Genomic DNA, 25,769 nt, shown 5'->3' on the forward strand with positions numbered 1-25,769 from the left:
TGCCTATGTCGTTTGATATCCAAGCCTTTCTCAAGACGTTGCCGGAACGACCGGGCGTTTACCGCATGCTCAATGCCGACGGGCAGATCATCTATGTGGGCAAGGCACGCAATCTGAAGCGCCGTGTCAGCAGTTATTTCCAGAAGCAGCACGACAGCCCCAAGACGGCTCGGCTCGTCAGCCAGATTGCCTCCATTGAAGTGACTCTGACCGAAACCGAGGCCGAAGCCCTGCTGCTGGAAAGCACGCTCATCAAGCGGCACAATCCCCGCTATAACGTGCTGTTTCGCGACGACAAGTCCTATCCCTACATTTATGTGAATACGAAAGACCGCTATCCCGGCCTTTATTTCCATCGTGGTGCCAAGCGCAAGAAGGGCGCCTACTTCGGGCCGTTTCCCGATGCCGGTGCTGTGTATCAGACTTTGCACGCCCTGCAGAAGATCTTTCCCGTGCGCCAATGCAGCGACAGTGTGTTTCGCCACCGCAGCCGCCCCTGTCTGCAATACCAGATTGGGCGCTGCTCCGGACCGTGTGTAGGTCTGGTGTCCGACGAAGAGTATGCGGAGGATGTACGCAATACGCTGCTGTTTCTCGAGGGCAAGAGTTTCGAAGTGATCGAATACCTCGGCGAGCAGATGCAGCAGGCAGCGTTGGCGCTTGAGTTCGAAAGAGCAGCGCAGCTGCGCGACCGCATTGCCGCCTTGCGTGCCATACAGAGCCAGTACCTGATCAATCAGCAGGCGGGCGAACTGGACGTGATCGGGCTTGCGGGTCAAGGAGATCAGTATGCCGTGGTGCTGATGCGCTATCAGGGGGGGACGCTGTGGGGGTCGCAGACTTTCTACCCCAAGGCGGCCGAAGCCAGCCCAAAAGAGGTTCTGGAAGCCTTTCTGGGACAATATTACGCGGAACGTACGCGTCCACGCACCATTCTGCTGCCATTTGACCTGGCCGAAAAAAGCTGGTTTGAAAAAGTCGGGGACCCCCCACATCCACGCTTGGGGGTAGCGCGCACGCGCACGGAAAAGGAGCTGATCAAGCTGGCGGAAACCAATGCCCAGGCTGCGTTGCGTCAGCATCTGACCCAGAAGGCCACGCAGGAGCAGAAACTTGCCGCTGTGCAGGCGGTACTTGCGCTGCCACGTCCGCCACAGGTGATGGAGTGCTTTGACATCAGTCACACCCAAGGGCAGGAAACCGTGGGCAGCTGTGTCTGTTTTCGTGACGGTGTGCCGGACAAGTCACGCTATCGGCGCTACAACGTGGAGGGGATTACCCCCGGGGATGACTATGCGGCCATGGAACAGGTGCTGCGCCGGCATTACGGCCGGCTCAGGGCGCAGCCGGAACAGCTGCCGGACCTGATTGTCATCGACGGGGGCAAGGGGCAGCTCAATCGCGCACTGGCGGTGCTGAAGGATCTTGATCTGGATCACCTGCCGCTGGTGAGTGTGGCCAAGGGAGAAGGGCGCAAGGTGGGGCTTGAGGTATTGCATACCCCCTATGAGGAAGCGGGCATTGATCTGCCGCCGGAAGAACCCGCGCTGCATCTGATCAATTTTCTGCGTGACGAGGCCCACCGCTTTGCCATTACCGGTCATCGCGGCCGCCGTCAGAAACGCCAGCTGGGCACGCGTCTGGAGGAAATCGAAGGGGTGGGACCCAAACTGCGTCAGCGTCTGCTCACCCACTTCGGCGGCCTCAGGCAACTGCAGGATGCCTCCGTGAGTGAACTGGCCAAGGTGAAAGGGGTCAGCCAGCGGCTGGCACAGCGCATTTACGACCATTTCCACGGCGAAATCGAGTAAGATTTTGAGGCACCTGCGCAAACCCTCTGAATGCGCTCGCGTTGCTGGCGCGAGGGCAGCAGATTCAAGGCGCACGGGGCAGCCTTTGGTGGCGCTAAAGGCAGGATGCTCAACGCAGAAGATGCTGCCATCCCGCCGCAACCCGAAGGGACAGGGCGATTCTGGCCTAAGACGGCGTTGCACATCACTCGCACGGAGTGACCATGCCACGTTCGTTGCGCCTTGCCTTGAACTGAAATCATCACTGTCGCGGCCGTTCAGAGGTTTTGCGCGGGTGCCTGAGTTTCCACAGAGGACGTCGCCATTATGGCCAACACCCTGCCCATGTGGATGACCTGGGGTCGCATCATTCTGATCCCGGTGTTCATTCTGCTTTACTACCTGCCCATCGAGTCCGCCCATTTCTGGGGGGCACTGGCGTTCATGATCGCCGCCATAACCGACTGGCTGGACGGGTTTCTGGCGCGGCGGCTGGGCAGCACTTCCAAGCTGGGTGCGTTTGTGGACCCGGTGGCGGACAAGCTGGCCGTGGGCGCTGCATTGGTCATGGTGGCGGCGGAATACCAGCAGCTGCTGGTGACCCTGTCGGCGATTGTGATCATCATGCGCGAGCTGGCCATTTCCGGCCTGCGCGAATGGATGGCCGAGCACAATATCCGTGAAGTAGTGGCAGTTTCCAGGCTGGGTAAGTGGAAAACGGCCATCCAGCTGGCGGCGCTCACCTGGCTGCTGTACGGCGATACGCTGTGGGGCATCAACTGGGGCGCGCTGGGCTTTCCGGCGCTGTACCTGGCCGCGCTGCTGACATTGATTACCTGGATCGAATACATGCGCTCGGCCTGGCCGCATCTGCGCAAGACTCTGCAGTAGGATTTGCCGCCTGGCCCCTTTATAATGGGCCGCGCTTTGCCCAGGTGGCGAAACTGGTAGACGCAAGGGACTTAAAATCCCTCGGACCTTGCGGTCCGTGCGGGTTCGATTCCCGCCCTGGGCACCAGACATGAAAAAGCCGCCTCATCTGCAGGCGGCTTTTTTGTTGGGCCGAAAATGCGCCTCGCACCTGCACATAACCGCTGCATGCGCTCGCGTTGCAGGTGCTGCTGTGTTGAGCAGATGCAAGTCGCGCCACGGGGCTGGGTTGGGCCAAATCCAAGGCAGGCAACACGGCAGATGTCGCCATCCGGCCACCCTCCGAAGGGGTAGGGCAGTTGTGGTCCAATGCTTCTCTGTTGCGCTCGTACATGGAAAGACCATGCTGCGCTCGCCACGCCTTGAACCAGAATCGCTATTGCCGCGCCCGTCAGGGGGGCGGTGCCACGATCAAGCGATCTTGGTGTTTTCGCGGCTGTTGGCCAGTTCCGCGATGGCCTGATTGACGCGCTTGAACAGGGTTTCAGCGTTGTCGGACTCGTCGCGCACTTCGGTGACGCCACCGCGCGTGGTCAGGCAGGTGCGGATGCCGTTGAACTCCAGCTGCTGGCTGCTGATTGCCTGCTGCGCCAGCTTGGCGACGCGGAAGGCGTCCACCGCCTTCATGCCTGGCAGCGCCGCCATGAACTGATCACAGCTTAGCCGCCCCAGAAAGCCCAGCCCCGGCTCTTCGATCACCTTTTTCAGCGCGTGGGTGGCGTGCAGAATGGCGCGGTCACCGGCTTCATGCCCAAAGGTATCCACCACATTGCGGAAACACTCCAGGTCGATCTTGATCAGCGAGAGGGGTTCGTTGTTGAGGCGCGTGCGCTTGAGCTCCTCGTCCAGCACGCCGAGGAAAAAGTCGCGGTTGAGCAGGCCGGTGAGCGGGTCGTACTTGGACAAGGCTTCCAGCTGCTCTTCCATGTGCTTGCGCCTGGTGATGTTGATGGCCAGCCACAGCACCGCAGGCTGTCCGTAGGCATCCGTGTCCACCGGATAGACGCGCGCTTCATACCACTGCGTGCCCTGCGGGCCATTCTGCTCGATCCCATCGATCTCGTCATTGGAGAGGGCGTATTCGATTTCCTGCAGGCGGCCGGTCTTGAGGGTGATCTGTACTACCTTGAGGAAGCGGTCTGCCATCTCCTTCGGCAGCACATCGTGGTACTTTCTGCCGACCAGTGAACGGCCGTCGGCGTAGAGGGCACGCTCGCGCCCACCGATCACGTCCAGATAGGTGCCATCCTCCCCCATGATGAAAATGGGGTCGGGGAAGGCATTGGCGATGGCATCGAGGTGGGACTGCGCTTTGGCGAGCTGCTCGGGCATGGTGTGACCTCCTTGAAAAGCGTTAGTCGCGTACAACCGGCTTGTACTTGATGCGGTGCGGGTTGGCGGCGTCTGCCCCCTTGCGCCGCTTCAGATCCTTTTCGTATTCGCTGTAGTTGCCCTCGAACCACACCACTTCGGAATCGCCTTCGTAGGCGAGGATATGCGTGGCGACCCGATCCAGGAACCAGCGGTCGTGGGAAATGACCATCGCCGTGCCGGCATAGTCCAGCAGCGCCTCTTCCAGTGCACGCAGGGTTTCCACGTCCAGGTCGTTGGTGGGTTCGTCCAGTAGCAGCACGTTGCCGCCGGAGCGCAGCATCTTGGCCAGGTGCACGCGGTTGCGTTCACCGCCGGAAAGCTGGCCGATGTACTTCTGCTGATCGGTGCCGCGGAAGTTGAAGCGTCCCACGTAGGCGCGCGAATTGATTTCGTGGTTGCCCACTTGAATGATGTCCTGGCCGTCGGAAATCTCTTCCCAGACGGTCTTGTTGGGATCGAGGGCGTCGCGGCTCTGATCCACATAGGAGAGCTTCACCGTTTCGCCAATGGAAATGGTGCCGCTGTCCGGCTGCTCCTGACCGATGATCATGCGGAACAGTGTGGACTTGCCGGCGCCGTTGGGGCCGATAATGCCCACGATCGCGCCCGGCGGCACAATGAATGACAGATCGTCGATGAGCAGGCGGTCGCCATAGCCCTTGGAAACATGGTCGAACTCGATGACCTTGTTGCCGAGGCGTTCTGCCACCGGGATAAACAGTTCGGTGGTTTCGTTGCGTTTCTGCGTACTCTGGTTGGCCAGCTCTTCAAAACGCTGGAGGCGGGCCTTGGACTTGGCCTGTCGGCCTTTCGGATTGGCGCGCACCCACTCCAGCTCCTGTTTCATCGCCTTGATGCGCGACTGCTCCTGCTTGGCCTCGTTTTCCAGACGCTTCTCCTTCTGTTCCAGCCAGCTGGAGTAGTTGCCCTTCCAAGGGATGCCTTCGCCGCGGTCCAGTTCCAGAATCCACTCAGCCACATTGTCGAGGAAGTAGCGGTCGTGGGTAATGGCGACCACGGTGCCGGGATAGTCGTGCAGATAGCGCTCCAGCCAGGCAACGGACTCGGCATCCAGGTGGTTGGTGGGTTCGTCCAGCAGCAGCATGTCGGGCTGGGACAGCAGCAGCTTGCACAGGGCGACGCGGCGCTTTTCCCCACCGGACAGGTTTTTTACGTCCGCATCCCACGGCGGCAGGCGCAGGGCGTCGGCGGCGATTTCCAGCTTGCGTTCCAGCTCCCAGCCACCGGCGGCATCGATCTTGTCCTGCAGTTCGGCCTGTTCGGCCAGCAGCTTGTCGAAATCGGCATCCGGGTCGGCAAAGGCGGCGGTCACTTCGTTGAAGCGCTCCAGCAGCGCCTTGAGTTCGCCCAGCCCTTCTTCCACATTGCCGCGCACATCCTTGCTTTCGTCCAGCTGCGGTTCCTGTGGTAGATAGCCAATCTTGATGCCGGGCTGCGGGCGCGCTTCACCTTCGTATTCGGTGTCCACGCCAGCCATGATGCGAAGCAGGGTGGATTTGCCGGCACCGTTGAGGCCGAGCACGCCGATTTTTGCGCCCGGGAAAAAGGAGAGGGAAATGTCCTTGAGGATAGTGCGGTTGGGCGGCACGATCTTGCTCACCCGGTTCATGGTGTAAATGTATTGAGCCATAGGAATTGAACGGTATGCATGTTGTTGTGTTGCGGCTCATTATAGCTGGTGTCAACGTGCTGGCGGGTCATGTGTCAAATTCATGCAATCGGGCCGCTGCGTTCATGGTGCCGGGTGAGGCAAGCTGTTAAAATACCGTCCTTTCCGTTTTGAGCACAGTATGGAGAGCCCACATGTTTGAAAAGTCCATGACCATCGCCGGCTATGACGATCTGATCGCCGACGCCATTGAAAAGGAAGCGCGTCGTCAGGAAGAGCACGTTGAACTGATTGCGTCGGAAAACTATACCAGCCCGCGGGTCATGGAAGCGCAGGGCTCCGTCTTTACCAACAAGTATGCCGAAGGCTACCCGGGCAAGCGCTACTACGGCGGCTGTGAATACGCCGACATCGTCGAACAGGCGGCCATCGACCGTGCCAAGGAACTGTTCGGTGCCGACTTTGCCAATGTGCAGCCCCATTCCGGTTCCCAGGCCAATGCGGCGGTGTATCTGGCGCTGCTCAACCCGGGCGACACCATTCTGGGCATGAGTCTGGCCCACGGCGGCCACCTGACCCACGGTGCCAAGGTGAACTTCTCCGGACAAGTGTTCAATTCCGTACAGTATGGCATCGATACCGAAACCGGCCGCATCGATTACGACGAGGTGCGCCGCCTGGCGCTGGAGCACAAGCCCAAGCTGATCGTGGGCGGCTTCTCCGCCTATTCACAGGTGGTGGACTGGCAGGCCTTCCGCGACATCGCTGACGAAGTGGGCGCTTACCTGATGGTGGACATGGCGCACGTAGCCGGTCTGGTGGCGGCGGGTGAATATCCGTCACCGGTGCAGATCGCCGATGTCACCACGACTACCACGCACAAGACCCTGCGCGGCCCGCGCGGCGGACTGATCCTCGCCAAGGCCAATCCTGAAATCGAGAAGAAGATCAACTCCAAGGTGTTTCCGGGCACCCAGGGCGGGCCGCTGGTGCACGTGATTGCCGGCAAGGCGGTGGCGTTCAAGGAGGCGATGGAGCCCGAGTTCAAGGAATGGGCCAAGCAGGTGAAAGCCAACGCCAAGGCCATGGCGAGCGTATTCGTGGAGCGTGGTTTTGATGTGGTTTCTGGTGGCACGGAAAACCACCTGTTTCTGGTCAGCTTCATCAATCAGGGTCTGACCGGCAAGCTGGTGGACGCGGCACTGGGCGCGGCCAATATCACCGTCAACAAGAATGCGGTGCCCAACGACCCCATGAGCCCATTTGTCACCAGTGGTATCCGTGTGGGCACGCCGGCCATCACCACCCGCGGTTTCAAGGAGGCCGAGTGTGCCGAGCTGGCCCACTGGATGTGCGACATCATCGACACCTGCGATCAGGAAGCGGAAACCTGGGATCACGCAGTGGAAGCAGATGTGAAGCAGAAGGTGCTCGACTTGTGCAGCCGCTTCCCCGTTTACAAGTAAGCGTTGCATAACCTGCTAAAATGAAACGCCCGCCGTTGTGCGGGCGTTTTTATTGAATACGGAACCGATTCATGCGTTGCCCCTTTTGTCATACCGACGATACCAAAGTGATCGACTCCCGCCTGGCGCAGGAGGGCACTCAGGTGCGCCGCCGCCGCGTGTGTCAGGCATGCGGAGAGCGTTTCACCACTTACGAAGTGGCTGAGCTGTCGCTGCCGCGGGTGATCAAGCGCGATGGCAACCGCGAGCGCTTCGACCCGGACAAGATCCGCCGCGGTCTGATCAAGGCGCTGGAAAAGCGCCCGGTGGATTCCGAAGCCATCGAGCGCATCGTGCACGACATCCAGCAAAAACTGATGAGCGAAGGCGCTCGCGAGGTGCCGGCCAGCCAGATCGGCGAGCTGGTCATGGATGCCTTGCGCGACCTGGACCAGGTGGCCTATGTGCGCTTTGCGTCCGTGTACCGCAGCTTTCAGGATGTGAACGCATTCCGGGAGGAGATTGAACGGTTGATGAAACTGACCGCAGCGGAAGGAGAAAAGCGCGAATGAGCGGTTTTAGCGCAGACGATTATCGCTACATGGCGCGTGCCATGCGCCTGGCCGAACGCGGGCTATACAGCACGCGCCCCAACCCCGCCGTGGGTGCGGTGGTGGTCAAGGACGGCCAGATCGTGGGCGAGGGTTACCATGTACGCGCCGGCGAACCTCACGCCGAGCGCATCGCTCTGCAGCAGGCAGGCGAGGCGGCGAAAGGCAGCACCGTCTATGTCACGCTGGAACCCTGCAGTCATCAGGGGCGCACACCGCCCTGTGCTCATGCGCTGATTCAGGCACAGGTGGCCCGCGTTGTGGTGGCCATGATCGACCCCAACCCCGAAGTCTCCGGTCAGGGCGTCATGCTGCTGCGCAGCTACGGTATCGAGGTGGAAATCGGCCTGATGACCGAAGCGGCCATGGCGCTGAACCGCGGTTTCATCAAGGCCATGACCGAAGGGCTCCCTTGCGTGCGCCTGAAGACGGCCACCGGACTGGATGGGGCCACGGCCACGGCCGGCGGCGAAAGCCAGTGGATCACCGACGAGGCCGCCCGTCAGCGCGGCCACCTGCTGCGGGCCCGCCACGGCGCCATCATGACCGGCATTGGTACGGTGCTTGCCGATGATCCCAGCCTGAACGTGCGTCTGCCCGAACACCTGCAGGAACGCTATCACCTGGACGAGGCGCTGTGTCATCCGATCCGGGTGGTGCTGGACAGCCAGCTGCGTTTTCCGCAGACGGCGAAGATGCTCAACCTGCCCGGCCAGACGCTGATCGCCACCACCGATGCTGCGCGCGCGAAGGAAAAGATCAACGCTGCCGTGCTGCACGCCATGGGCGTTGAATTTATTCTGGTGGACGAGGTGTCGCCCGGGCGTCTGGATCTACAGGCGATTCTGCGTCATCTGGCGCGGGAGTGGCAGGTGCGCGATCTGCTGGTGGAAGCCGGGCCGACGCTGTCGGGCGCCATGCTGGAAGAAGATCGGGTGGATGAACTTCACTGGTTCCGCGCCGCCAAGCTGCTGGGCGGGGATGCCCGTCCGGCCTGCGCACTGCCGCCCATCGACGCCATCGAGAAGGTGCGCCGCTGGACGCCGGTGGACTGCCGTCAGGTAGGCTCTGACCTCTACGAAATCTATCGCCATCCGGAGGTGCGTTGACATGTTTACCGGTATCATCGAAGCCGTCGGGCGGATTGAGCGCATTGAACCGCGCAATGGCGACTGGCGCCTGACCGTCTCCACCGGCAAGCTGGACATGAGCGACGTGGCTATCGGCGACAGCATCGCCACCTCCGGTGTCTGCCTTACGGCTATTGAACTGGGCAGCGATCACTATGTGGCGGACGTCTCTGCAGAAACCCTGGCGGTGACGACCTTCAGGGACAAGACAGTGGGCACGCCGGTCAATCTGGAAAAGGCACTGCGCTTGCAGGACCGCCTCGGCGGTCATCTGGTCAGTGGTCATGTGGACGGCATCGGTGTGGTGAAGGCGATTACGCCGGAAGCACGCTCATGGCGTTATCAGATCGAGGCGCCGGTGGCGCTGGCGCGCTACATTGCAGCCAAGGGATCGATCACGCTGGATGGCATCAGCCTCACCGTGAATCACGTGGACGGTACCCTGTTTGACGTGAATATCGTGCCGCATACGCGACAGGAGACCACCATGCAGTTTCTGCAGGTGGGCGATCGCGTGAACCTGGAGGTGGATCTGATCGCCCGCTATCTTGAACGGCTGCTCACCGGCCCCATGGAAGATGAACAGGGCGGCAGCGATGACCGCTTGAAAATTCTGCTGGCAGAACGAGGCTTTGTATGATCAGCCCTATTGAAGAGATTATCGAGGATTACCGTCAGGGCAAGATGGTGATCCTCATGGATGACGAGGACCGCGAAAACGAAGGCGACCTGATGGTGCCGGCGGATACGGTCACGCCGGAAGACATCAATTTCATGGCCAAGTATGGCCGTGGCCTGATCTGCCTGACGCTGACAGAAGAAAAGTGTCGCCAGCTGCATCTGCCGCTGATGGTACGCGACAATCGCGACCCCCACGGCACCAATTTCACCGTTTCCATCGAGGCGGCCAGGGGCGTGACCACCGGCATTTCCGCCCACGACCGTGCCGTGACCATCCGCACCGCCGTCAAGCCGGACGCCAAGCCGGATGATATCGTCACCCCCGGGCATGTGTTTCCGCTGATGGCACGGGCGGGGGGTGTGCTCACCCGCGCCGGGCATACCGAGGCGGGCTGCGATCTGGCGCGGCTGGCCGGACATCAGCCGGCGTCGGTGATCGTGGAGATCATGAACGAGGACGGCACCATGGCGCGGCGCGATGACCTGGAGCGCTTCGCCAAGGAACACGGCCTGAAGATGGGCACCATCGCCGACCTGATTCACTACCGTCTCAAGCATGAGAAGACCATTGAGCGGGTGGCCGAGTGCAACCTGCCCACCGAATATGGCGACTTCCGCCTGGTGGGCTACGAGGATATTGTGGAGCACAAGGCCCATTTTGCCCTGGTGAAGGGGCCGATCGATCCCGAAACACCAACGCTGGTGCGCGTACACATGCAGGATACGTTGTGCGACCTGTTTCACGCCACCCGTGAAGAGTGTGGCTGGCCGCTGCGCGAAGCCATGCGTCAGATCAGCGAGGCGGGCAGTGGCGTGATCGTGGTGCTGCGCAAAAAGGAATCGGATACCGCGCTGTTGGATAAAATTCAGCATTATGCGCTCAAGGATCGCGGCATTGAGCCGCCCGAAGCCGAGCCCAACGACGATCAGAAAACCTTTGGGCTGGGGGCGCAGATTCTCGCCGATCTGGGCCTGAAAAAACTGCGCATTATTGGCAGCTATACGCGCCTGAACGCCCTGAGCGGCTTCGGTCTGGAAATTGTGGACAACGTAGAAAAGGAACACGCCAATGAAAACCATTGAAGGCAACCTGCTCGCCAGTGGCCTCAAGTTCGGTCTGGTGGCCGGCCGCTTTAACCACTTTGTGGTGGATACGCTGGTGGAGGGGGCCATTGATACCATCGTGCGCCACGGCGGCGATGAAAACGCCATTGATCTGGTCAAGGTGCCTGGTGCATTCGAGATTCCACTGGTAGCGGAAAAGATGGCGGCTTCCGGCAAGTACGACGCCGTGATCGCGCTGGGTGCAGTCATCCGCGGCGGCACGCCCCACTTCGATTACGTGGCCGGCGAGTGTGCCAAGGGGCTGGGGCAGGTGATGCTCAAGCATGGTATCCCGGTGGCATTTGGCGTGCTCACGGTGGACTCCATCGAGCAGGCCATCGAGCGTTCTGGCACCAAGGCGGGCAACAAGGGTGAAGAGGCCGCGCTGTCTGCCATCGAAACCGTTAACGTGCTTAAGCAGTTATGAAGGTCAATCCCAATCTGTCCCACCGCACGCTGGCGCGCCAGCTGGCGATCCAGTCGCTCTATCAGCACGAGATCGCTGGCACGCCGTGGATCGAGCTGGAGCGCCAGGCCATGGAGCGGCCCGAGTTCGACAAGATCGACCAGAACCTCTATCGCAACGCGGTGCGCTATATTACCGCGCATCGTGATGAGCTGGATGCGTTCTACAAGCCGTATCTGGACCGGGCCTTTTCCCTCATCGATCCCATTGAGCGCAGCATTCTGCGCCTTGGCACCTGGGAGCTGACCCAGACGCCGGAAGTGCCGTATCGCACCGTTATCGACGAGGCGGTGGAGCTGGCCAAGGACTTCGGTGCCGAGGAAAGCTACAAGTACATTAACGCTGTGCTGGATAAAGTGGCCGAACAGGTGCGCCAGGCGGAAAAAGCGGCTTCCAATCACTGAAACCACTGCTTTTCGCCGCGCCGCACGGCTGCTGAAAAAATGGCTTTTCAAAAAGTCGGGGACCCCCCTCCTTGCATGAATTTGAGCTGATCGAGCGCTTTTTTGCGCCACTGGCTTGCCGCAATGTGTCGGTGCCGCTTGGTGATGATGCCGCGGTGATTGAATGCAGCGGCTCGATGGCGGTGTGCACCGATACCCTCGTGGCCGGGCGCCATTTTCTGCCCGATGCGCCGGCGGAGGCGGTGGCGTGGAAGGCGCTGGCGGTCAATGTGAGCGATCTGCTCGCCATGAACGCCACGCCGCGGCATTACACCCTTGCGTTGACCTTGCCCCAGGCTGATGACGCCTGGCTGGCAGGTTTTGTCCGTGGACTGGATGAGGCGCAGCACGCATTCGGCTGTTGCCTGCTGGGAGGGGATACCACGGGTGGACAGACCCTCACGGTCACCATTACTGCCTTGGGTGAATTGCGCGGTGTGCCTTGGCGGCGCGCAGGCGCTCAGCCGAGGGATGCGCTGATGCTCACGGGGCCGGTGGGGGCTGCTGCGCTGGGGTTGAAGCAGCTTCTGGGCGAGGTTTGCCTGAATGAAGAAATGGTGGCTGCGCAGCTCAAGCCCCGGTTGCCGCTGGATGCGTGGCAGGCACTGGCCGATTATCCGGTGCACGCCGCCATTGATATTTCCGATGGCCTGGTACAGGATGCCGGTCATATGGCTGCCGCATCAGGCGTAGGGTTGCGTCTCTACGTGGAAAAAATCCCCATGCAGAAGGGCGTGGCGGATTGGTGTGCCCGTCAGCATGACTGGTCGCTGCCGCTGGCTGGGGGTGAGGATTATCAGCTGCTGTTGAGTGTTGCAGCGCAGACAGCGGCTCGCATTGAGGCAGCTGGGCTGGCTGTGCCGATTGGTGAGGTTATTGAGGGCGAGGGCGTGAGCGTATTGCACCACGGGCAACCTGTTTCACTCGCCAATGGGGGCTTTCAGCACTTTTAATTAGAGGTACAGGACGAGGGAAAGCCGAGCGGTTGGGAAAGTGGCTCGCTTGAGCGGATCAACCTCTTATGCGGCCTTCAAGCCATGGGAACAGCGGCGCTCACCCTTCTCTTCCTGGGCGGAGGTGGGTCATGAGGTAAAAACGGGTTTCAGGAAATTGACGAGCTGATTGAGCTCAGGCGCCGCGGGCCCGGCGTGCGCGCACGCCTTCTGCCAGGGTTTCCAGTACGGTTTCGCTGTCGTCCCAGCCAATGCAGGCGTCGGTAATGCTGACACCGTATTCCAGCGGCTGTCCGGGTACCACATCCTGGCGGCCCGCTTTCAGATTGCTTTCCACCATGGCGCCCATGATATAGGGGGCGCTTTCGCCTTCCTTCAACTGTCGCGCGATGTCTTCCGCGACCACCAGCTGGCGTTCGTGCTGCTTGCTGCTGTTGGCGTGCGAGCAGTCGATCATAAGCTTGTCCTGCACGTTTGCAGCCTGCAGCTGGCGCACCGCTTCCATGACGTGTGCTTCATCGTAGTTGGGGCCGGAAGCGCCGCCGCGCAAAATGACATGGCAGTCTTCGTTGCCGGTGGTAGAGAAGATGGCTGAACGACCGTCCTTGGTGAGCGACAGGAAGATGTGCGGGCGCATGGCGGCGCGAATGGCATCCACCGCGATCTTGACGCTGCCGTCGGTGCCGTTCTTGAAGCCGACGGGACAGGAGAGGCCGGAGGCCAGCTCGCGATGACCCTGACTTTCGGTGGTGCGCGCACCGATGGCGCCCCAGCTGACCAGGTCGGCAATGTACTGTGGGGAAATCAGGTCGAGGAATTCGGTGGCGGCCGGCACGCCCAGCTTGTTGACATCCAGCAGCAGTTCGCGAGCCAGCCCCAGCCCCTTGTTGATCTTGAAGCTTTCGTCCAGGTCCGGGTCGTTGATCAGCCCCTTCCAGCCGACGGTGGTGCGTGGCTTTTCAAAATAGACGCGCATGACGATCAGCAGATCGTCCTTGAAGCGTTCGATCTGCTTTTTCAGTCGCTGTGCGTAGTCGCGAGCCGCATCCGGGTCGTGAATGGAGCAGGGTCCGATCACGACTAGCAGGCGGTCGTCTGCACCGAAAAGGATATTGTGAATCTGCTGGCGGGTTTCATAGACCGTGCGGGCCGCGGTTTCGTCCAGCGGAAAGCGCTCGTGCAGCGTTTTCGGTGGCACAACTTCGGTAATTTCTCGGATACGCAGATCGTCAGTGCGGTATTGCGTCATGGTTGCAGCAGATCCTCGATTCAGAAGGGTGAAAAACAAAGGCAGTATTATGCCATTTTTTGTCGGGTTCTGCTGTGGTCGCAGGGCTCGGGGCTGTGCTAAAATTCCGCTGTTTACCGTTATTTCAGAGAGGGTTTCTCGTCGTGCACTGCAAATACATCATCGAGGGCTATACCGAGGACGGCAGAAAGTTTCGTCCCAGCGACTGGATCGACCGCATTGCATCGATGATGGCCACGTACGAGCACCGCCGCCTGGTTTATTCCGATCTGCTGCACCCCGAGTTGTATGACGGTCAAAAGTGTCTGATTATTGACGACCGCCTCAAGGACGAGAATCCCGGCATGTACGACTACGTGATGAACTTCGTCAAGAGCAACAAGCTGCGCATGAGTCACGTGTGCGACATTGATCAGGACAAGCTGGGCAAGTAGGTCGGCAGACTATCGTGCACCTGGAAAGCAAAACGCCCCGCCACTGCGGGGCGTTTTGGTATGCAGACCCGGTTTTCAGCTGGCCGGTGTGGGCAGTAGGCCTTCCTGTGGCACGCGCGGGGCATCCGGGTAAGGCGAGGGCTCGATAATATGGCTGTTCCACAGTGAGCCGAACACAAGCCCCAGCAGCATCGCCATGGCAAAGGTCCACAGCCAGCGCTTGCGCATTGTCTTTTCTTCTTCGGTGGCCTGTTCCGGGTCAAAGTCCTTGAAAAAGAGGATCAGGAAGCCGGTCAGGCCAAAAATGAATTCCAGATTGGCCAGGATGGGCAGCTGCAGGATGGCGGCAGCCAACCCCCAGACGAGCACAATGGCAGCGGTAATGAGCAGTTTATGCATGGGTTTCCTACCTGTCGAAAAGTGGGCTACAGTGGCACCTTCGCAAAGCCTCTGAACGGACGCGACAGGGACCATTGGTCCATGCGGCCCAGTATGACCGTTGTATCTTCCCTGACTACAGTATGCGTCTGGACCCCTGTTACCCTGTCCCTTCGGGTTGTGACGCAATGATGGCATCTTCTTCGTTGAACGCCTTGCCTTTGGCCCCACCAAAGCCTGTGGCGTTCGCCTTGAATCTGTCATCATTGCGCCGGCAACGCGAACGCATTCAGAGGTTTTGCGAAGGTGTCTATTTTAATGTACACACGACAGGAGCGCAGAGGATGTACAAGATTGCCTTTTTTGTCCCGGTAGGACATGAGGAAACGGTCAAGGAAGCGATGTTTGCAGCCGGTGCAGGGCGTATTGGTGACTATGATCGCTGCAGCTGGCAGGTGCTGGGCGTTGGCCAGTTTCGCCCGCTTGAAGGCGCCAGCCCCTTTATCGGCTCTGCAAATACGCTGGAACGGGTGGCCGAATATCGTGTGGAGATGGTCTGCGAGGCAGGCGTAATCGAGGCGGTGGTCGCAGCGATGAAAGCTGCGCATCCCTACGAAACGCCGGCTTACGAGGTCTATCGACTGGCGGATTTTTGAGGCGGACAGTTGTCTGGATTTATAAGCTGTTGTTTTTTAAGCTGGAAAAAAGTTCAAAAAAAGTTCACACATGGGTTGATATCAAGGTTTCATTATATTATTATTCAATCTCACTGTTTACAGTGACCTCCTCTTGAAGAGCTTTGTTTAAACCTTCGTTCGACCGAATGGAAAGGCAACCCGCAGCGCAGATGCACTGCGGGTTTTTTTCGCCCCCAGAATTGTCAGATAGGATCATCCACTGGCGGCGGCGGGTCGCGGCGCATCAGATAGTAAACGATACCCACCGCCAGGATGGCGAGGGTGATCAGGCCATAGGCCCATGCCCATGCATTGATGTTGCCGCCGCTTTCCACCGGCAGGATCACCAGTTGTCGCAGCAGAGTGATCAGCACCACCTCCACAAATACCAGCACGTCAAAGATGCCGGTCTTGAGCCAGCGTACCTCGGCGGAAATGAGCGATGAGAGAATCCACAGCACGAACAGGTTGCCAAGCGCTGTGAGGAACCCGCGGGTGAAATTGCCAGTCTGCAGCGTGTTCCACACCTGCAGGATGAACTGCACCACCACCAGCACGCTGGCTGCCAGAAGCGCCAGAGCGATGAAAATGTGCAGCAGCTTGTTGGACTGGGTTAGGAAGCGTTCAATGCGGGGTAACTGGTTCATGGCGGCACGCGTGAATTTTTGGCAGTTTGAAAAAGTCGGGGACCCCCCCTACAAATTTGAATGTGGGGGTGTGCAGGCCCTGCTTCAAGGGCGACGCGCCGCCCCAAGGAGTTCTTCGGCGTGGCGCAGGGTGGTGTCCGTGAGTGTCTGTCCGCCCAGCATGCGGGCCAGTTCCTGAACCCTTGTGGCCTCATCCAGTTGGGCGATGTGCGTTTCGGTTTCCGTCTCCGAGCTCTGTTTTTCGATGTGGAGATGATGGTCAGCACAGGCAGCCACCTGTGGCTGGTGGGTAATCGCCAGCACCTGCCGCTGCGTGCCCAGGCGTTGCATCAGGCGGCCCACCTGTTCTGCGACGCCGCCGCCAATGCCCACGTCCACTTCGTCAAATATAAGAGTGTCGATGCCGCGGCTGCTGGTCAGCACCAGCTCCAGCGCCAGGCTGATACGCGCCAGCTCACCGCCGGAGGCGACTTTTTTCAGGGGTTGCAGGGGCTGACCCGGGTTGGTGGTCACCATGAAGGCTACCTGATCCATGCCATGTTTTTGTGGTGTCGCGGTGGGAGTCACTTCCACGGCAAAGCGTGCCTTTTCCAGCCCGATGGTGGGCAGGATGGCTTCGATTTCCTGCGCCAGTTTTTCGCCTGCCTGGGCGCGTGCTTCAGATAACTGTTCCGCCGCGTTGCGGTAGGCCGTTTCGCCCTCGGCCACCTCCATTTCCAGCGTATCGAGGGTCGTATCCAGATTGCTGAGCTGATCATATTCCGCTTGTAGCGCCTGATGCTTCTCTTCCAGTGCCTCAGGATCCAGCAGGTAATGCTTGGCGAGGGCGTGGTATTGAGCCAGACGGGCCTCTACCTGCGCCAGCGCCTCGGGATCATGACTGATGCTGTCGGCTTCGTGGGTCAGATCCCGTGCCAGCTCCTGTGCGACGATCAGCTGTTCGTTGAGCTGCGCCACTGTGTTTTCAAGCTCGGGGTTGATGGAGGTCAGCGGTTCCAGTTCAGCCAGTGCCTGGGAGTAGGCGGATACCGCGCTGTCATTGCCGTCGAGCGCCTCGATGGCCTGGCGCAAACCCTGCTCATATTCCTGGGCATGGGCCAGGGTGTGATGCTGTTGCGACAGGGTTTCGTACTCATCGCGGCTTGGTGCTAACTCGGCAAACTGCTGCAGCTGCAGGGTCAGCGCCGCCAGCCGCTGTGCCTGTTCGTGCTGCTGGGATCGCAGCGTTTCCAGTTCATGCTGCAGGCGCTGCCAGCGTTGAAATGTTTCCGCGACCATTGCCAGCAGCTCGGGTGCATTGAGCCAGCCATCCAGCAGGCGGCGTTGCTGGGTGCTGTCGAGTAGCTGCTGGTGAGCATGCTGGCTGTGAATTTCCAGCAGCTGAGGCACGATTTCCTTCAGCTGCTGAGCGGTGACCCGGATGCCGTTTATCCACGCACGCGATCCCCCATCCGCCTGTACCACACGACGCACGTGGAGCGTGTGCGGACTCTCTTCATCCAGCAGGGCTTCTTCTTCAAGCAGGCGCTGCAGCGCGGGATGATCTGCGATAGTGAATTCGGCCTGAATATCGGCCCGTTTCTCGCCGTGTCGCACCATGCCGCTGTCGGCGCGGTTGCCGGCGATCAGCCCGAGCGCATCCAGCAGGATCGATTTGCCGGCGCCGGTTTCACCGGTCAGGGCGGTAAAGCCGGTTTCAAAGGAAATATCCACCTGCTTGATGACGGCCAGATTGCGGATGGTCAGCTGTGAAAGCATTCAGCTTCCCCACTTCAGCTTGGTGCGCAGGATATCGTAGTAGTTGTAGCCTCTGGGGTGGATCATGCGCAGGCGTTTTTCATAGGTCTGCACGTGGGTGATATGCTGCGCAAAGATCTCGAACGTCACCTGACCATCACAGGTGACCTTGGCCGAGCCGGTGCAGGTTTTTGAAGGCACTACCTTGACCACGCTGCTGCCCGGGACAACTACGGGCCGGTTACTCAGTGTATGTGGATTGATGGAAACCAGTGCCATGGCGTCGAGGCGCGGATCCATGATGGGGCCGCCGGCAGAGAGGGCGTAGGCTGTCGAACCGGTGGGCGAGGTGACGATCAGGCCGTCGGAGCGTTGCCGGTTCATGAAGTGATCGTCCACCCAGGTGTCGAATTCGATCATGCGCGGCGTGTCTTTCTTGTGCACCACCACGTCGTTAAAAGCGAGATGGTGGAACACCTCCTGGGTATTTTCATGCACGCTTACCTTGAGCATGCTGCGGTACTCTTCCTCATAGTCGCCCGCCAGAACGGCCTGCATGGACTGCTCCAGCGTATCCGGAGAAAAGTCCACCAGGAAGCCCAGACGGCCCAGGTTGATGCCCAGTACCGGGATGTCGTACTCCACCAGATCACGAGCAGCGTTGAGCAGGGTGCCGTCGCCGCCGACGATCACGCCCAGATCAATGTTCCTGACCAGCTCTTCCCGTGGCAGCTGCCGGGCAGGATAGCGTTCGATGGGAAAGTCGGGACAGCAGACCTGATCGAGATAGACAGTGCAGCCGGCCTGTGAGAAAAACTCGATCACGCGGCCGATGGTTTCCCACGCTTCCAGCGCGTTGAACTTGCCGATAATGCCGATGCGTTCAAATGCGTGTGCCATGGCGGTATTCCTTGACCGAGTCCGAACCCGACCCCATAATTAGCACTCGAATAATGAGAGTGCCAATGCCACTCGTTGAGGGGAGCGAACCATGTTGAAAGCGCGTGATGAGCTGTTGTTGAAAAAACTCATCGAATTATACCTGAAGGAAGGAAAACCGGTCGGGTCGCGCACGCTCTCCAAGCTGCCGGACGTGGGCGTGAGCCCGGCGACGGTGCGCAATGTGATGGCCGATCTGGAAGGGCTGGGGTTCATTCGTGCGCCGCATACCTCGGCCGGCCGTATTCCCACCAGCAAGGGGCTGCGGCTGTATGTGGACCGCTTTCTCATCTGTCAGCCCCTGTCTGCTGAGCTGACCCATCAGCTGGCATCCAAAATTGCTGAGTCGGGTGATGCACAGGCCGTCATGGATACGGCCTCCCGGCTGCTGTCCGAGCTGACCGGCATGGTCAGTGTCGTACTGATGCCGGATCGCCGCCAGGAGCGCCTCAGTCATGTGGAGTTTATTCGGATCTCCGACCGCAGGGTGCTGGTGGTGCTGGTGTTCAACGAGCAGGAAGCCGAGAACCGCTTTATCGAGCTGGATGCGGATATCAGCAGCGATCAGCTGCAGCGCATGGCGAGCTTCTTCAATACCGAACTGGTGGGGCTGACGCTGCACGAGGCACGGGAACGCCTGCTGCAGAAAATGAGTGGATTGCGCGCGCAGCTTAATGGCGGCATGCTGCGCATTGTACAGGGGGCCGAGGACGCACTGGAGGCCCACGAGCAGGGCGCTTCGCCGCTGAAGGTGAAGGGCGAGAAAAACCTGCTGCAGTACGACGAACTGGCGGACATTCAACAGCTCAAGCAGCTGTTCAACTCCTTTGAAGAACATCAGGCCATTCTGTCGCTGCTGGACAAGAGCATTGCCGCCAAGGGGTTGCAGGTGTTTATCGGGCGGGAAACCGGCTTGGAGTTGTATGAGCCTTGTTCTGTCATTACGCACCCGTTTGACATGGGTGATGAGCTGGTGGGTGTGCTGGGCGTGCTAGGCCCGCGGCGCATGCCCTACGAGCGCATCATTCCCATGGTGGATGTGACCGCAAAGATTGTGGATTCGGTCTTGAAAAAGCACGTACCCATCCCAATTGAATAAGAGATTTTTAACTGAATTTGAACAGGTGGAACCATGAGCGAAGAAAACAAAAACACCCAACAGAACCCTGAAGCGCCCAGCGCTGAAGAAGCGATTCAGGATCTTGAGCAGGCTGAAGCGCAGGTTGAGCAGGATCTGGAGAAGGCGTTGCAGGAAGCCAAGCAGCAGGCTGCGGATCATTGGGAGCAGCTGCTGCGCGTGAAGGCCGATATGGAAAACCTGCGTCGGCGCACGCGCATCGACGTGGAAAATGCGCACAAGTTCGCGCTGGAGAAATTCGTCAATGCGCTGTTGCCGGTGGTGGACAGTCTGGAAATGGGTATTCAGGCGGCCCATAACGAAAATGCCACAATTGACTCCTTGCGCGAAGGCATGGAAATGACCCTCAAGCTGTTGCTGGACACCATGGCGGAATTTGGCGTGGAACGCATCAACCCCGAGGGTGAGGCCTTTGACCCACAGAAGCACGAAGCCATGACCATGGTGCCGGTGGCAGACAAGGAACCGAACACGGTGATTGAAGTGGTGCAGAAGGGCTACAGTCTCAATGACCGGCTGGTGCGTCCGGCGCGTGTGGTCGTCAGCAAGGAAGCGGAATAAAGGCCCTTGGAAAGCTGCAAGGCGTCCCCATATAACAGGCAGAATTCAAGAATAGTAAAGGAGAGCGGAATATGAGCAAGATTATCGGTATTGACCTGGGTACCACCAACAGCTGTGTGGCTGTAATGGAAGGGGGTGAACCAAAAGTAATCCCCAACGCGGAAGGGTCCCGTACAACCCCGTCCATCGTGGCGTTTACCAAGGACGGTGAGATTCTGGTGGGTGAGCCCGCCAAGCGTCAGGCGGTGACGAACCCTGAAAACACCCTGTTTGCCATCAAGCGACTCATTGGTCGCAAGTGTGACGATGAGGTCGTGCAGAAAGACAAGGAGATGGTGCCCTACAAGATCGTCTGTGCGGACAACGGCGACGCATGGGTGGAAGTCAACGGCAAGAAAATGTCCCCGCAGGAAGTCTCTGCCCTGATTCTGAAGAAGATGAAGGAAACCGCAGAAGACTATCTGGGCCATGAAGTAAAGGAAGCCGTTATTACCGTACCAGCCTACTTTAACGACGCACAGCGTCAGGCGACCAAGGATGCAGGGCGCATCGCCGGTCTGGACGTGAAGCGTATCATCAACGAGCCGACTGCGGCTGCGCTGGCCTACGGTGTGGACAAGGACACCAAGGGTGACAAGAAGATTGCCGTATACGACCTCGGTGGTGGTACGTTCGATATCTCCATCATCGAAGTGGCCGATGTGGACGGTGAGAAGCAGATTGAAGTGCTGGCCACCAACGGTGACACCTTCCTGGGTGGTGAAGACTTCGACAAGCGCATCATCGACTATGTGGTCGAGGAGTTTAAGAAGGATCAGGGCGTCGACCTGCGCAATGACCCGCTGGCACTGCAGCGCCTGAAGGAAGCGGCGGAAAAGGCGAAGATCGAGCTGTCTTCGCGTGAGCAGACCGACATCAACCTGCCGTACATTACGGCAGATGCGACCGGTCCGAAGCACCTGAACGTGCGCATTACTCGCGCGAAGTTCGAGTCGCTGATCGAGGACTTGGTGGAAAAATCCATCGAGCCCTGCCGCATTGCCATGAAGGATGCAGGCCTGAGCAATAGCGACATTGATGACGTCATCCTGGTGGGTGGTTCAACCCGTGTGCCGCTGGTGCAGAAGAAGGTGGAAGAGTTTTTCGGCAAGGCACCGCGCAAGGATGTGAACCCGGATGAAGCCGTTGCCATCGGTGCCGCGATCCAGGGTGGCGTACTGTCCGGCGAAGTGAAGGACGTACTGCTTCTGGACGTGACCCCGCTGTCTCTGGGTATCGAAACCATGGGTGGCGTCATGACCAAGCTGATCGAGAAGAACACCACCATTCCGACACGCAAGTCGCAGATCTTCTCGACAGCGGAAGACAACCAGACTGCGGTGACGATTCACGTGCTGCAGGGCGAGCGTGAGCTGGCGAAGGACAACAAGTCCCTCGGCATGTTCAACCTGGAAGACATTCCGCCTGCACCCCGTGGTGTGCCGCAGATCGAGGTAACCTTCGACATCGATGCGAACGGTATCCTCAGCGTGTCCGCCAAGGACAAGCAGACAGGCAAGGAGCAGAAGATCACCATTCAGGCATCTTCCGGTCTGACAGAGGAAGAGATCGAGCGCATGATCAAGGAAGCGGAAGCCCACGCGGAAGAAGACCGCAAGGCCCGCGAACTGATCGAGGCGCGCAACCAGGCCGACGCGTTGGTACACGAAGCCAAGAAGCTGCTTAAGGAAGCGGTTGAGAAGATCAGCGAAGCGACCAGGTCGCTGGTTGAAAAGGCGATCGAGGCCGTGGAAGAAGCCGTCAAGGGCGATGAAAAAGCGGTCATCGAAAGCAAGACCAAGGAACTGGCCGAAGCGATGCAGAAAGCGGCGACCGAGCAGGCGCAGACCGGCGGTGGTCAGCAACAACAGGCGCAAGGCAGCCAGTCCGCGGCAAGCCGCGATGACGACGTGGTCGACGCCGAGTTTGAAGAAGTCGATGACGACAAGAAGTAATCCTCAAGCGTGAGGTATAATCGGGCGTTTCCTTCGGGAGCGCCCTTTTTTTGTATCCCCGTTTCTAAAAGTGAGTTTTTGATTCGAGCGGATTGTTGAGCGCTACTCAACAATCCGTTTGAGTGCCCAGTCCGGAGTATTCTGACCCATGGCGAGCAAACGCTGTTATTACGAAATTCTGCAGGTCTCCAGGACCGCCAGCGAAACCGAGATCAAGCGGGCCTACCGCAAGCTGGCGATGAAGTATCACCCTGACCGCAACCCGGGGGACAAGGAGGCGGAAGAGAAGTTCAAGGAAATTACCGAAGCCTACGAGGTCTTGTCTGATCCGCAGAAGCGTGCTGCTTATGATCAGTTTGGCCATGCGGGCGTTGAAGGCAGCGGCGGCGGGGGTGGCGGCTATGGCGCCGGTGGTTTCGGTGACATTTTCGACGACCTGTTCGGCGACATCTTTGGCGGCCGGCGTCAGCGCGGCCCCCGTGCCGGGCACGATCTTCAGTACGACATGGAGATTACCCTCGAGCAGGCCGCCTTTGGCGACACGGTGGAGATTCGCATTCCGGTGCGTCAGTCCTGCGAGGCCTGCGGCGGAACAGGTGCGGCTTCGCCCGATGCGGTGAAGACTTGCCCAACCTGTGGCGGAGCCGGGCAGGTGCGCATTCAACAGGGGTTCTTTGTGGTGTCGCAGACCTGTCCGGCGTGTCATGGCAGCGGTCAGATTATCGCCGAACCCTGTCCCCAGTGTCGTGGCGAAGGGCTGGTTGAAAAATACAAGACCCTGCGGATCAAGGTACCGGCCGGTGTGGACAACGGCGACCGCGTGCGACTGCGCGGTGAAGGCGAGCCGGGCGAGCCCGGAGCGCCTGCCGGGGATCTGTATGTGCGCTTTTTCATCAAGCCGCATCCTCTGTTCAAGCGGGACGGCAGCAATCTGCTGTGCGAGATCCCCATCAGCTTCCCCACGGCTGCACTGGGCGGAGAAGTGGAGATACCTACACTGGACGGCAAGACCACGTTGCTGAAAATTCCGGCAGGCACCCAGAGTGGCCAGGTGTTCAAGCTGGCGGGCAAGGGCATCAAGTCCGTGCATACGGGGCGGACGGGGGATCTGCTGTGTACCGTGCAGATTGAAACGCCGGTCAAGCTGACTGCTGAGCAGCGCAGCCTGCTGGAGCAGTTTGAAGCCACGCTGGCAGGGCGCCAGCATACCCATAGCCCGCAGGCGCACTCGTTCTGGGACAAGGTCAAGGCGTTTTTCAGCGGCGACGAGGGCAAGAAGAGTCAGGATCAATCACCTTGGGAGTCATGAGATGAGCGAGATGCGAGTAGCCATTGCCGGTGCCTCAGGGCGCATGGGGCGAAACCTGATCAAGGCCGTGCATGAGACGCCTGGCCTTATCGTTGCCGCCGCCACGGAGCGGCCCGGCGGCAGTTTTGTGGGAGCCGATGCAGGCGAGCTGGCCGGCATTGGCGCCATTGGTGTGCCCATTGTGGATGACTTGGGCAAGGTGGCAGATCAGTTTGATGTGGTCATAGACTTTACCCGCCCAGAGGCCACCTTGAAGCATATTGAAATCTGTCGAGCTCACGGCAAGAAGATGGTGATTGGCACCACCGGCTTTGATGAGGCGGGTCTAACCGCCATCCGTGAAGCCGCCGAGCAGATCGCCATCGTGTTTGCGCCCAACATGAGCGTGGGTGTCAATCTGGTGCTGAAACTGCTGCAGATGGCGGCATCCGTGCTGGATCCAGAGCAGTACGACATCGAAGTGATCGAGGCCCACCACCGTCACAAGGTGGACGCGCCATCCGGGACTGCATTGCGTATGGGTGAAGTGGTGGCCGAAACACTTGGCTGGGATTTGAAGGAGGTGGCGGTCTATGGCCGTGAAGGCATTACCGGCGAGCGCCCCCACAAGCAGATTGGGTTTGAAACCATTCGTGCCGGCGATATTGTGGGAGAGCACACCGTGATGTTCGCCACCGAGGGCGAGCGGGTGGAAATTACCCACAAGGCATCCAGTCGCATGACCTTTGCCAAGGGCGCGGCACGCGCCTGTGTATGGCTGCGCGCCCGTGACCGCGGCCTGTATGACATGCAGGACGTGTTGGGTCTGAAAGGGTAAACAAAACCCTGAAAAGCGGGCATAAATCCGTTAAAATTCGCCTAATTTGGTTTAAACACGGATTGGTGTGCATGACGAGCCCCGCAGCCTATTAGAACGGAGCCAGCCCACTTGGGGTTGTGCTCCGTTTTTTGTAGGTGGGTCTTGATCAGTACACGGTCAGCAGCGAAGGGTGACTATGGCACAGCAGCATACAGCAATTCTGGCGCTGGAAGACGGCACGGTTTTCTGGGGGCAGTCGATCGGTGCTGAAGGAGAGACCGTCGGCGAGGTGGTTTTCAATACATCCATGACGGGGTATCAGGAGATCCTTACCGACCCGTCCTATTTCCGTCAGATCGTAACGCTGACCTACCCGCACATTGGCAATGTGGGCGTCAATCACGAGGATGAAGAGTCCCCGCGTATCATGGCGCAAGGGCTGGTCATTCGCGATCTGCCGCCGCTGCACAGTAATTTCCGCGCGCAAAGCGATCTGCAGAGCTATCTGCGGCAGCAGAATGTGGTGGCCATCGCCGACATCGATACCCGCAAGCTGACCCGCATTCTGCGCGAGAAGGGTGCACAGAACGGCGTCATCCAGGCGGGCGACAATCTGGATCCCGATGGGGCCATTGCTCAGGCCAAGGCCTTTGCTGGCCTCAAGGGCATGGATCTGGCACAGGAAGTGACCACGCCGGAAACCTATGTGTGGACCGAAGGCACCTGGCGCTTGGGCGAGGGACACGTGGACCGCAGTGCCGAAGCAAAATATCACGTTGTCGCCTACGACTTCGGCGTGAAGCGCAACATCTTGCGCATGCTGGCGGATCGAGGCTGCAAGCTTACCGTGGTGCCGGCGAAGACCCCGGCAGAGGATGTTCTGGCCATGAACCCGGACGGCATCTTCCTTTCCAATGGTCCCGGTGATCCGGAGCCGTGTGACTACGCCATCGAAGCCATCCAGACCATTCTGAAGACCGATATTCCCGTGTTCGGCATCTGCCTCGGTCATCAGCTGCTGGCGCTGGCAGCGGGTGCGCGCACCGTGAAGATGAAGTTCGGCCATCATGGCGCCAACCATCCGGTGCAGGATCTGGACAGCGGGCGCGTTTACATCACCTCGCAGAACCACGGCTTTGCCGTGGACGAAGCGTCTCTGCCGGACAATGTTGACGTGACGCACAAGTCGCTGTTTGATGGCTCGCTGCAGGGCATTCGCCTCAAGGATCGCGCCGCCTTCAGCTTTCAGGGGCACCCGGAAGCGAGCCCCGGCCCGCACGATGTGGCCTACCTGTTCGACCAGTTTATTGCAGACATTGAAAACCGTGCAGCTCAGGGATAACAGAGTCC

At 59.5% G+C, this 25,769-nt stretch carries 25 protein-coding genes and 1 tRNA gene; 19 read left to right on the forward strand and 7 right to left on the reverse strand.

Going from position 1 to position 25,769, the window contains the following annotated elements; all coding sequences use genetic code 11:
* Nucleotides 1-5 precede the first annotated feature (5 nt).
* From uvrC to BUQ81_RS02715, 3 genes are all read left to right on the forward strand, one after another.
* On the forward strand, nucleotides 6-1,811 hold the full coding sequence (gene uvrC, locus BUQ81_RS02705; RefSeq protein ID WP_074200839.1) for an excinuclease ABC subunit UvrC: 1,806 nt from the start codon (nucleotides 6-8) through the stop codon (nucleotides 1,809-1,811).
* 306 nt (nucleotides 1,812-2,117) lie between these two features.
* On the forward strand, nucleotides 2,118-2,681 hold the full coding sequence (gene pgsA, locus BUQ81_RS02710; protein WP_074200840.1) for a CDP-diacylglycerol--glycerol-3-phosphate 3-phosphatidyltransferase: 564 nt from the start codon (nucleotides 2,118-2,120) through the stop codon (nucleotides 2,679-2,681).
* Nucleotides 2,682-2,719: 38 nt separating this feature from the next.
* Nucleotides 2,720-2,808, forward strand: a tRNA-Leu gene (locus tag BUQ81_RS02715).
* A 323-nt stretch (nucleotides 2,809-3,131) separates the two neighbouring features.
* On the opposite strand, the gene BUQ81_RS02720 is transcribed toward BUQ81_RS02715, so the two are convergent.
* The gene (locus BUQ81_RS02720; protein WP_074200841.1) at nucleotides 3,132-4,052 is read right to left on the reverse strand and encodes a sensor domain-containing diguanylate cyclase; all 921 of its coding nucleotides are present in this window, start codon (nucleotides 4,050-4,052) and stop codon (nucleotides 3,132-3,134) included.
* Nucleotides 4,053-4,074: 22 nt separating this feature from the next.
* Entirely contained in the window at nucleotides 4,075-5,745 is a 1,671-nt protein-coding gene (gene ettA / locus BUQ81_RS02725; protein WP_074200842.1) for an energy-dependent translational throttle protein EttA, read from the reverse strand.
* Nucleotides 5,746-5,918: 173 nt separating this feature from the next.
* Here ettA and glyA point away from each other — a divergent pair, with 173 nt between their 5' ends.
* The 8 genes from glyA (at nucleotide 5,919) to thiL (ending at nucleotide 12,557) form a co-directional block, all read left to right on the forward strand.
* Nucleotides 5,919-7,190, forward strand: a complete 1,272-nt coding sequence (gene glyA, locus BUQ81_RS02730; protein WP_074200843.1) for a serine hydroxymethyltransferase — start codon at nucleotides 5,919-5,921, stop codon at nucleotides 7,188-7,190.
* Nucleotides 7,191-7,261: 71 nt separating this feature from the next.
* Nucleotides 7,262-7,741 (forward strand): transcriptional regulator NrdR, encoded by a 480-nt coding sequence (gene nrdR / locus BUQ81_RS02735; protein WP_074200844.1) that lies wholly within the window; start codon nucleotides 7,262-7,264, stop codon nucleotides 7,739-7,741.
* Nucleotides 7,738-8,889, forward strand: coding sequence for a bifunctional diaminohydroxyphosphoribosylaminopyrimidine deaminase/5-amino-6-(5-phosphoribosylamino)uracil reductase RibD (gene ribD / locus BUQ81_RS02740; protein ID WP_074200845.1), 1,152 nt, complete (start codon nucleotides 7,738-7,740; stop codon nucleotides 8,887-8,889). The genes nrdR and ribD overlap by 4 nt, the downstream gene beginning before the upstream one ends.
* Before the next feature lies 1 nt (nucleotide 8,890).
* The gene (locus BUQ81_RS02745) at nucleotides 8,891-9,550 is read left to right on the forward strand and encodes a riboflavin synthase (protein WP_074200846.1); all 660 of its coding nucleotides are present in this window, start codon (nucleotides 8,891-8,893) and stop codon (nucleotides 9,548-9,550) included.
* A complete protein-coding gene (gene ribBA, locus BUQ81_RS02750; protein WP_074200847.1) occupies nucleotides 9,547-10,674 on the forward strand; it encodes a bifunctional 3,4-dihydroxy-2-butanone-4-phosphate synthase/GTP cyclohydrolase II in 1,128 nt (375 codons plus the stop codon). Before BUQ81_RS02745 ends, ribBA begins: the two co-directional genes overlap by 4 nt.
* Nucleotides 10,661-11,122 carry a 6,7-dimethyl-8-ribityllumazine synthase gene (gene ribH / locus BUQ81_RS02755; RefSeq protein WP_074200848.1) on the forward strand — a complete coding sequence of 154 codons (462 nt, stop codon included), beginning with the start codon at nucleotides 10,661-10,663 and terminating at the stop codon, nucleotides 11,120-11,122. Before ribBA ends, ribH begins: the two co-directional genes overlap by 14 nt.
* Nucleotides 11,119-11,565, forward strand: coding sequence for a transcription antitermination factor NusB (gene nusB, locus BUQ81_RS02760; RefSeq protein ID WP_074200849.1), 447 nt, complete (start codon nucleotides 11,119-11,121; stop codon nucleotides 11,563-11,565). The genes ribH and nusB overlap by 4 nt, the downstream gene beginning before the upstream one ends.
* Before the next feature lie 71 nt (nucleotides 11,566-11,636).
* Nucleotides 11,637-12,557: a thiamine-phosphate kinase gene (thiL, locus tag BUQ81_RS02765; protein ID WP_074200850.1), complete on the forward strand. Its 921-nt coding sequence runs from the start codon at nucleotides 11,637-11,639 to the stop codon at nucleotides 12,555-12,557.
* Between the two features lie 175 nt (nucleotides 12,558-12,732).
* Here thiL and BUQ81_RS02770 read toward each other — a convergent pair whose 3' ends face one another.
* Complete coding sequence (locus BUQ81_RS02770) at nucleotides 12,733-13,806, reverse strand: 3-deoxy-7-phosphoheptulonate synthase (RefSeq protein WP_074200851.1); 1,074 nt, start codon at nucleotides 13,804-13,806, stop codon at nucleotides 12,733-12,735.
* Nucleotides 13,807-13,949: 143 nt separating this feature from the next.
* On the opposite strand from BUQ81_RS02770, the gene BUQ81_RS02775 reads away from it, so the two are divergent.
* A complete protein-coding gene (locus tag BUQ81_RS02775; protein ID WP_074200852.1) occupies nucleotides 13,950-14,240 on the forward strand; it encodes a DUF3579 domain-containing protein in 291 nt (96 codons plus the stop codon).
* 75 nt (nucleotides 14,241-14,315) lie between these two features.
* On the opposite strand, the gene BUQ81_RS02780 is transcribed toward BUQ81_RS02775, so the two are convergent.
* Entirely contained in the window at nucleotides 14,316-14,639 is a 324-nt protein-coding gene (locus tag BUQ81_RS02780; RefSeq protein WP_074200853.1) for a hypothetical protein, read from the reverse strand.
* A 323-nt stretch (nucleotides 14,640-14,962) separates the two neighbouring features.
* On the opposite strand from BUQ81_RS02780, the gene BUQ81_RS02785 reads away from it, so the two are divergent.
* Nucleotides 14,963-15,274 carry a YqfO family protein gene (locus BUQ81_RS02785; protein ID WP_074200854.1) on the forward strand — a complete coding sequence of 104 codons (312 nt, stop codon included), beginning with the start codon at nucleotides 14,963-14,965 and terminating at the stop codon, nucleotides 15,272-15,274.
* Between the two features lie 224 nt (nucleotides 15,275-15,498).
* On the opposite strand, the gene BUQ81_RS02790 is transcribed toward BUQ81_RS02785, so the two are convergent.
* The 3 genes from BUQ81_RS02790 to BUQ81_RS02800 all read right to left on the reverse strand — a co-directional run bounded on the left by BUQ81_RS02790 (nucleotide 15,499) and on the right by BUQ81_RS02800 (nucleotide 18,579).
* Nucleotides 15,499-15,942: a phosphate-starvation-inducible PsiE family protein gene (locus BUQ81_RS02790; protein ID WP_074200855.1), complete on the reverse strand. Its 444-nt coding sequence runs from the start codon at nucleotides 15,940-15,942 to the stop codon at nucleotides 15,499-15,501.
* A gap of 84 nt (nucleotides 15,943-16,026) precedes the next feature.
* Nucleotides 16,027-17,700, reverse strand: a complete 1,674-nt coding sequence (gene recN, locus BUQ81_RS02795) for a DNA repair protein RecN (RefSeq protein ID WP_074200856.1) — start codon at nucleotides 17,698-17,700, stop codon at nucleotides 16,027-16,029.
* A complete protein-coding gene (locus BUQ81_RS02800) occupies nucleotides 17,701-18,579 on the reverse strand; it encodes an NAD(+) kinase (protein ID WP_074200857.1) in 879 nt (292 codons plus the stop codon).
* 91 nt (nucleotides 18,580-18,670) lie between these two features.
* On the opposite strand from BUQ81_RS02800, the gene hrcA reads away from it, so the two are divergent.
* The 6 genes from hrcA to carA all read left to right on the forward strand — a co-directional run bounded on the left by hrcA (nucleotide 18,671) and on the right by carA (nucleotide 25,761).
* Nucleotides 18,671-19,717: a heat-inducible transcriptional repressor HrcA gene (gene hrcA / locus BUQ81_RS02805; RefSeq protein ID WP_074200858.1), complete on the forward strand. Its 1,047-nt coding sequence runs from the start codon at nucleotides 18,671-18,673 to the stop codon at nucleotides 19,715-19,717.
* 33 nt (nucleotides 19,718-19,750) lie between these two features.
* A complete protein-coding gene (gene grpE, locus BUQ81_RS02810; RefSeq protein ID WP_074200859.1) occupies nucleotides 19,751-20,317 on the forward strand; it encodes a nucleotide exchange factor GrpE in 567 nt (188 codons plus the stop codon).
* 71 nt (nucleotides 20,318-20,388) lie between these two features.
* A complete protein-coding gene (dnaK, locus tag BUQ81_RS02815; protein ID WP_074200860.1) occupies nucleotides 20,389-22,311 on the forward strand; it encodes a molecular chaperone DnaK in 1,923 nt (640 codons plus the stop codon).
* Between the two features lie 148 nt (nucleotides 22,312-22,459).
* Nucleotides 22,460-23,620, forward strand: a complete 1,161-nt coding sequence (gene dnaJ / locus BUQ81_RS02820) for a molecular chaperone DnaJ (protein ID WP_074200861.1) — start codon at nucleotides 22,460-22,462, stop codon at nucleotides 23,618-23,620.
* A 10-nt stretch (nucleotides 23,621-23,630) separates the two neighbouring features.
* On the forward strand, nucleotides 23,631-24,437 hold the full coding sequence (gene dapB, locus BUQ81_RS02825; RefSeq protein ID WP_074200941.1) for a 4-hydroxy-tetrahydrodipicolinate reductase: 807 nt from the start codon (nucleotides 23,631-23,633) through the stop codon (nucleotides 24,435-24,437).
* A gap of 178 nt (nucleotides 24,438-24,615) precedes the next feature.
* The gene (gene carA, locus BUQ81_RS02830) at nucleotides 24,616-25,761 is read left to right on the forward strand and encodes a glutamine-hydrolyzing carbamoyl-phosphate synthase small subunit (protein ID WP_074200862.1); all 1,146 of its coding nucleotides are present in this window, start codon (nucleotides 24,616-24,618) and stop codon (nucleotides 25,759-25,761) included.
* Nucleotides 25,762-25,769 lie beyond the last annotated feature (8 nt).

Origin of the sequence: Sulfurivirga caldicuralii, from assembly GCF_900141795.1 — a bacterium.
Taxonomy (GTDB): Bacteria; Pseudomonadota; Gammaproteobacteria; order Thiomicrospirales; family Thiomicrospiraceae; genus Sulfurivirga; species Sulfurivirga caldicuralii.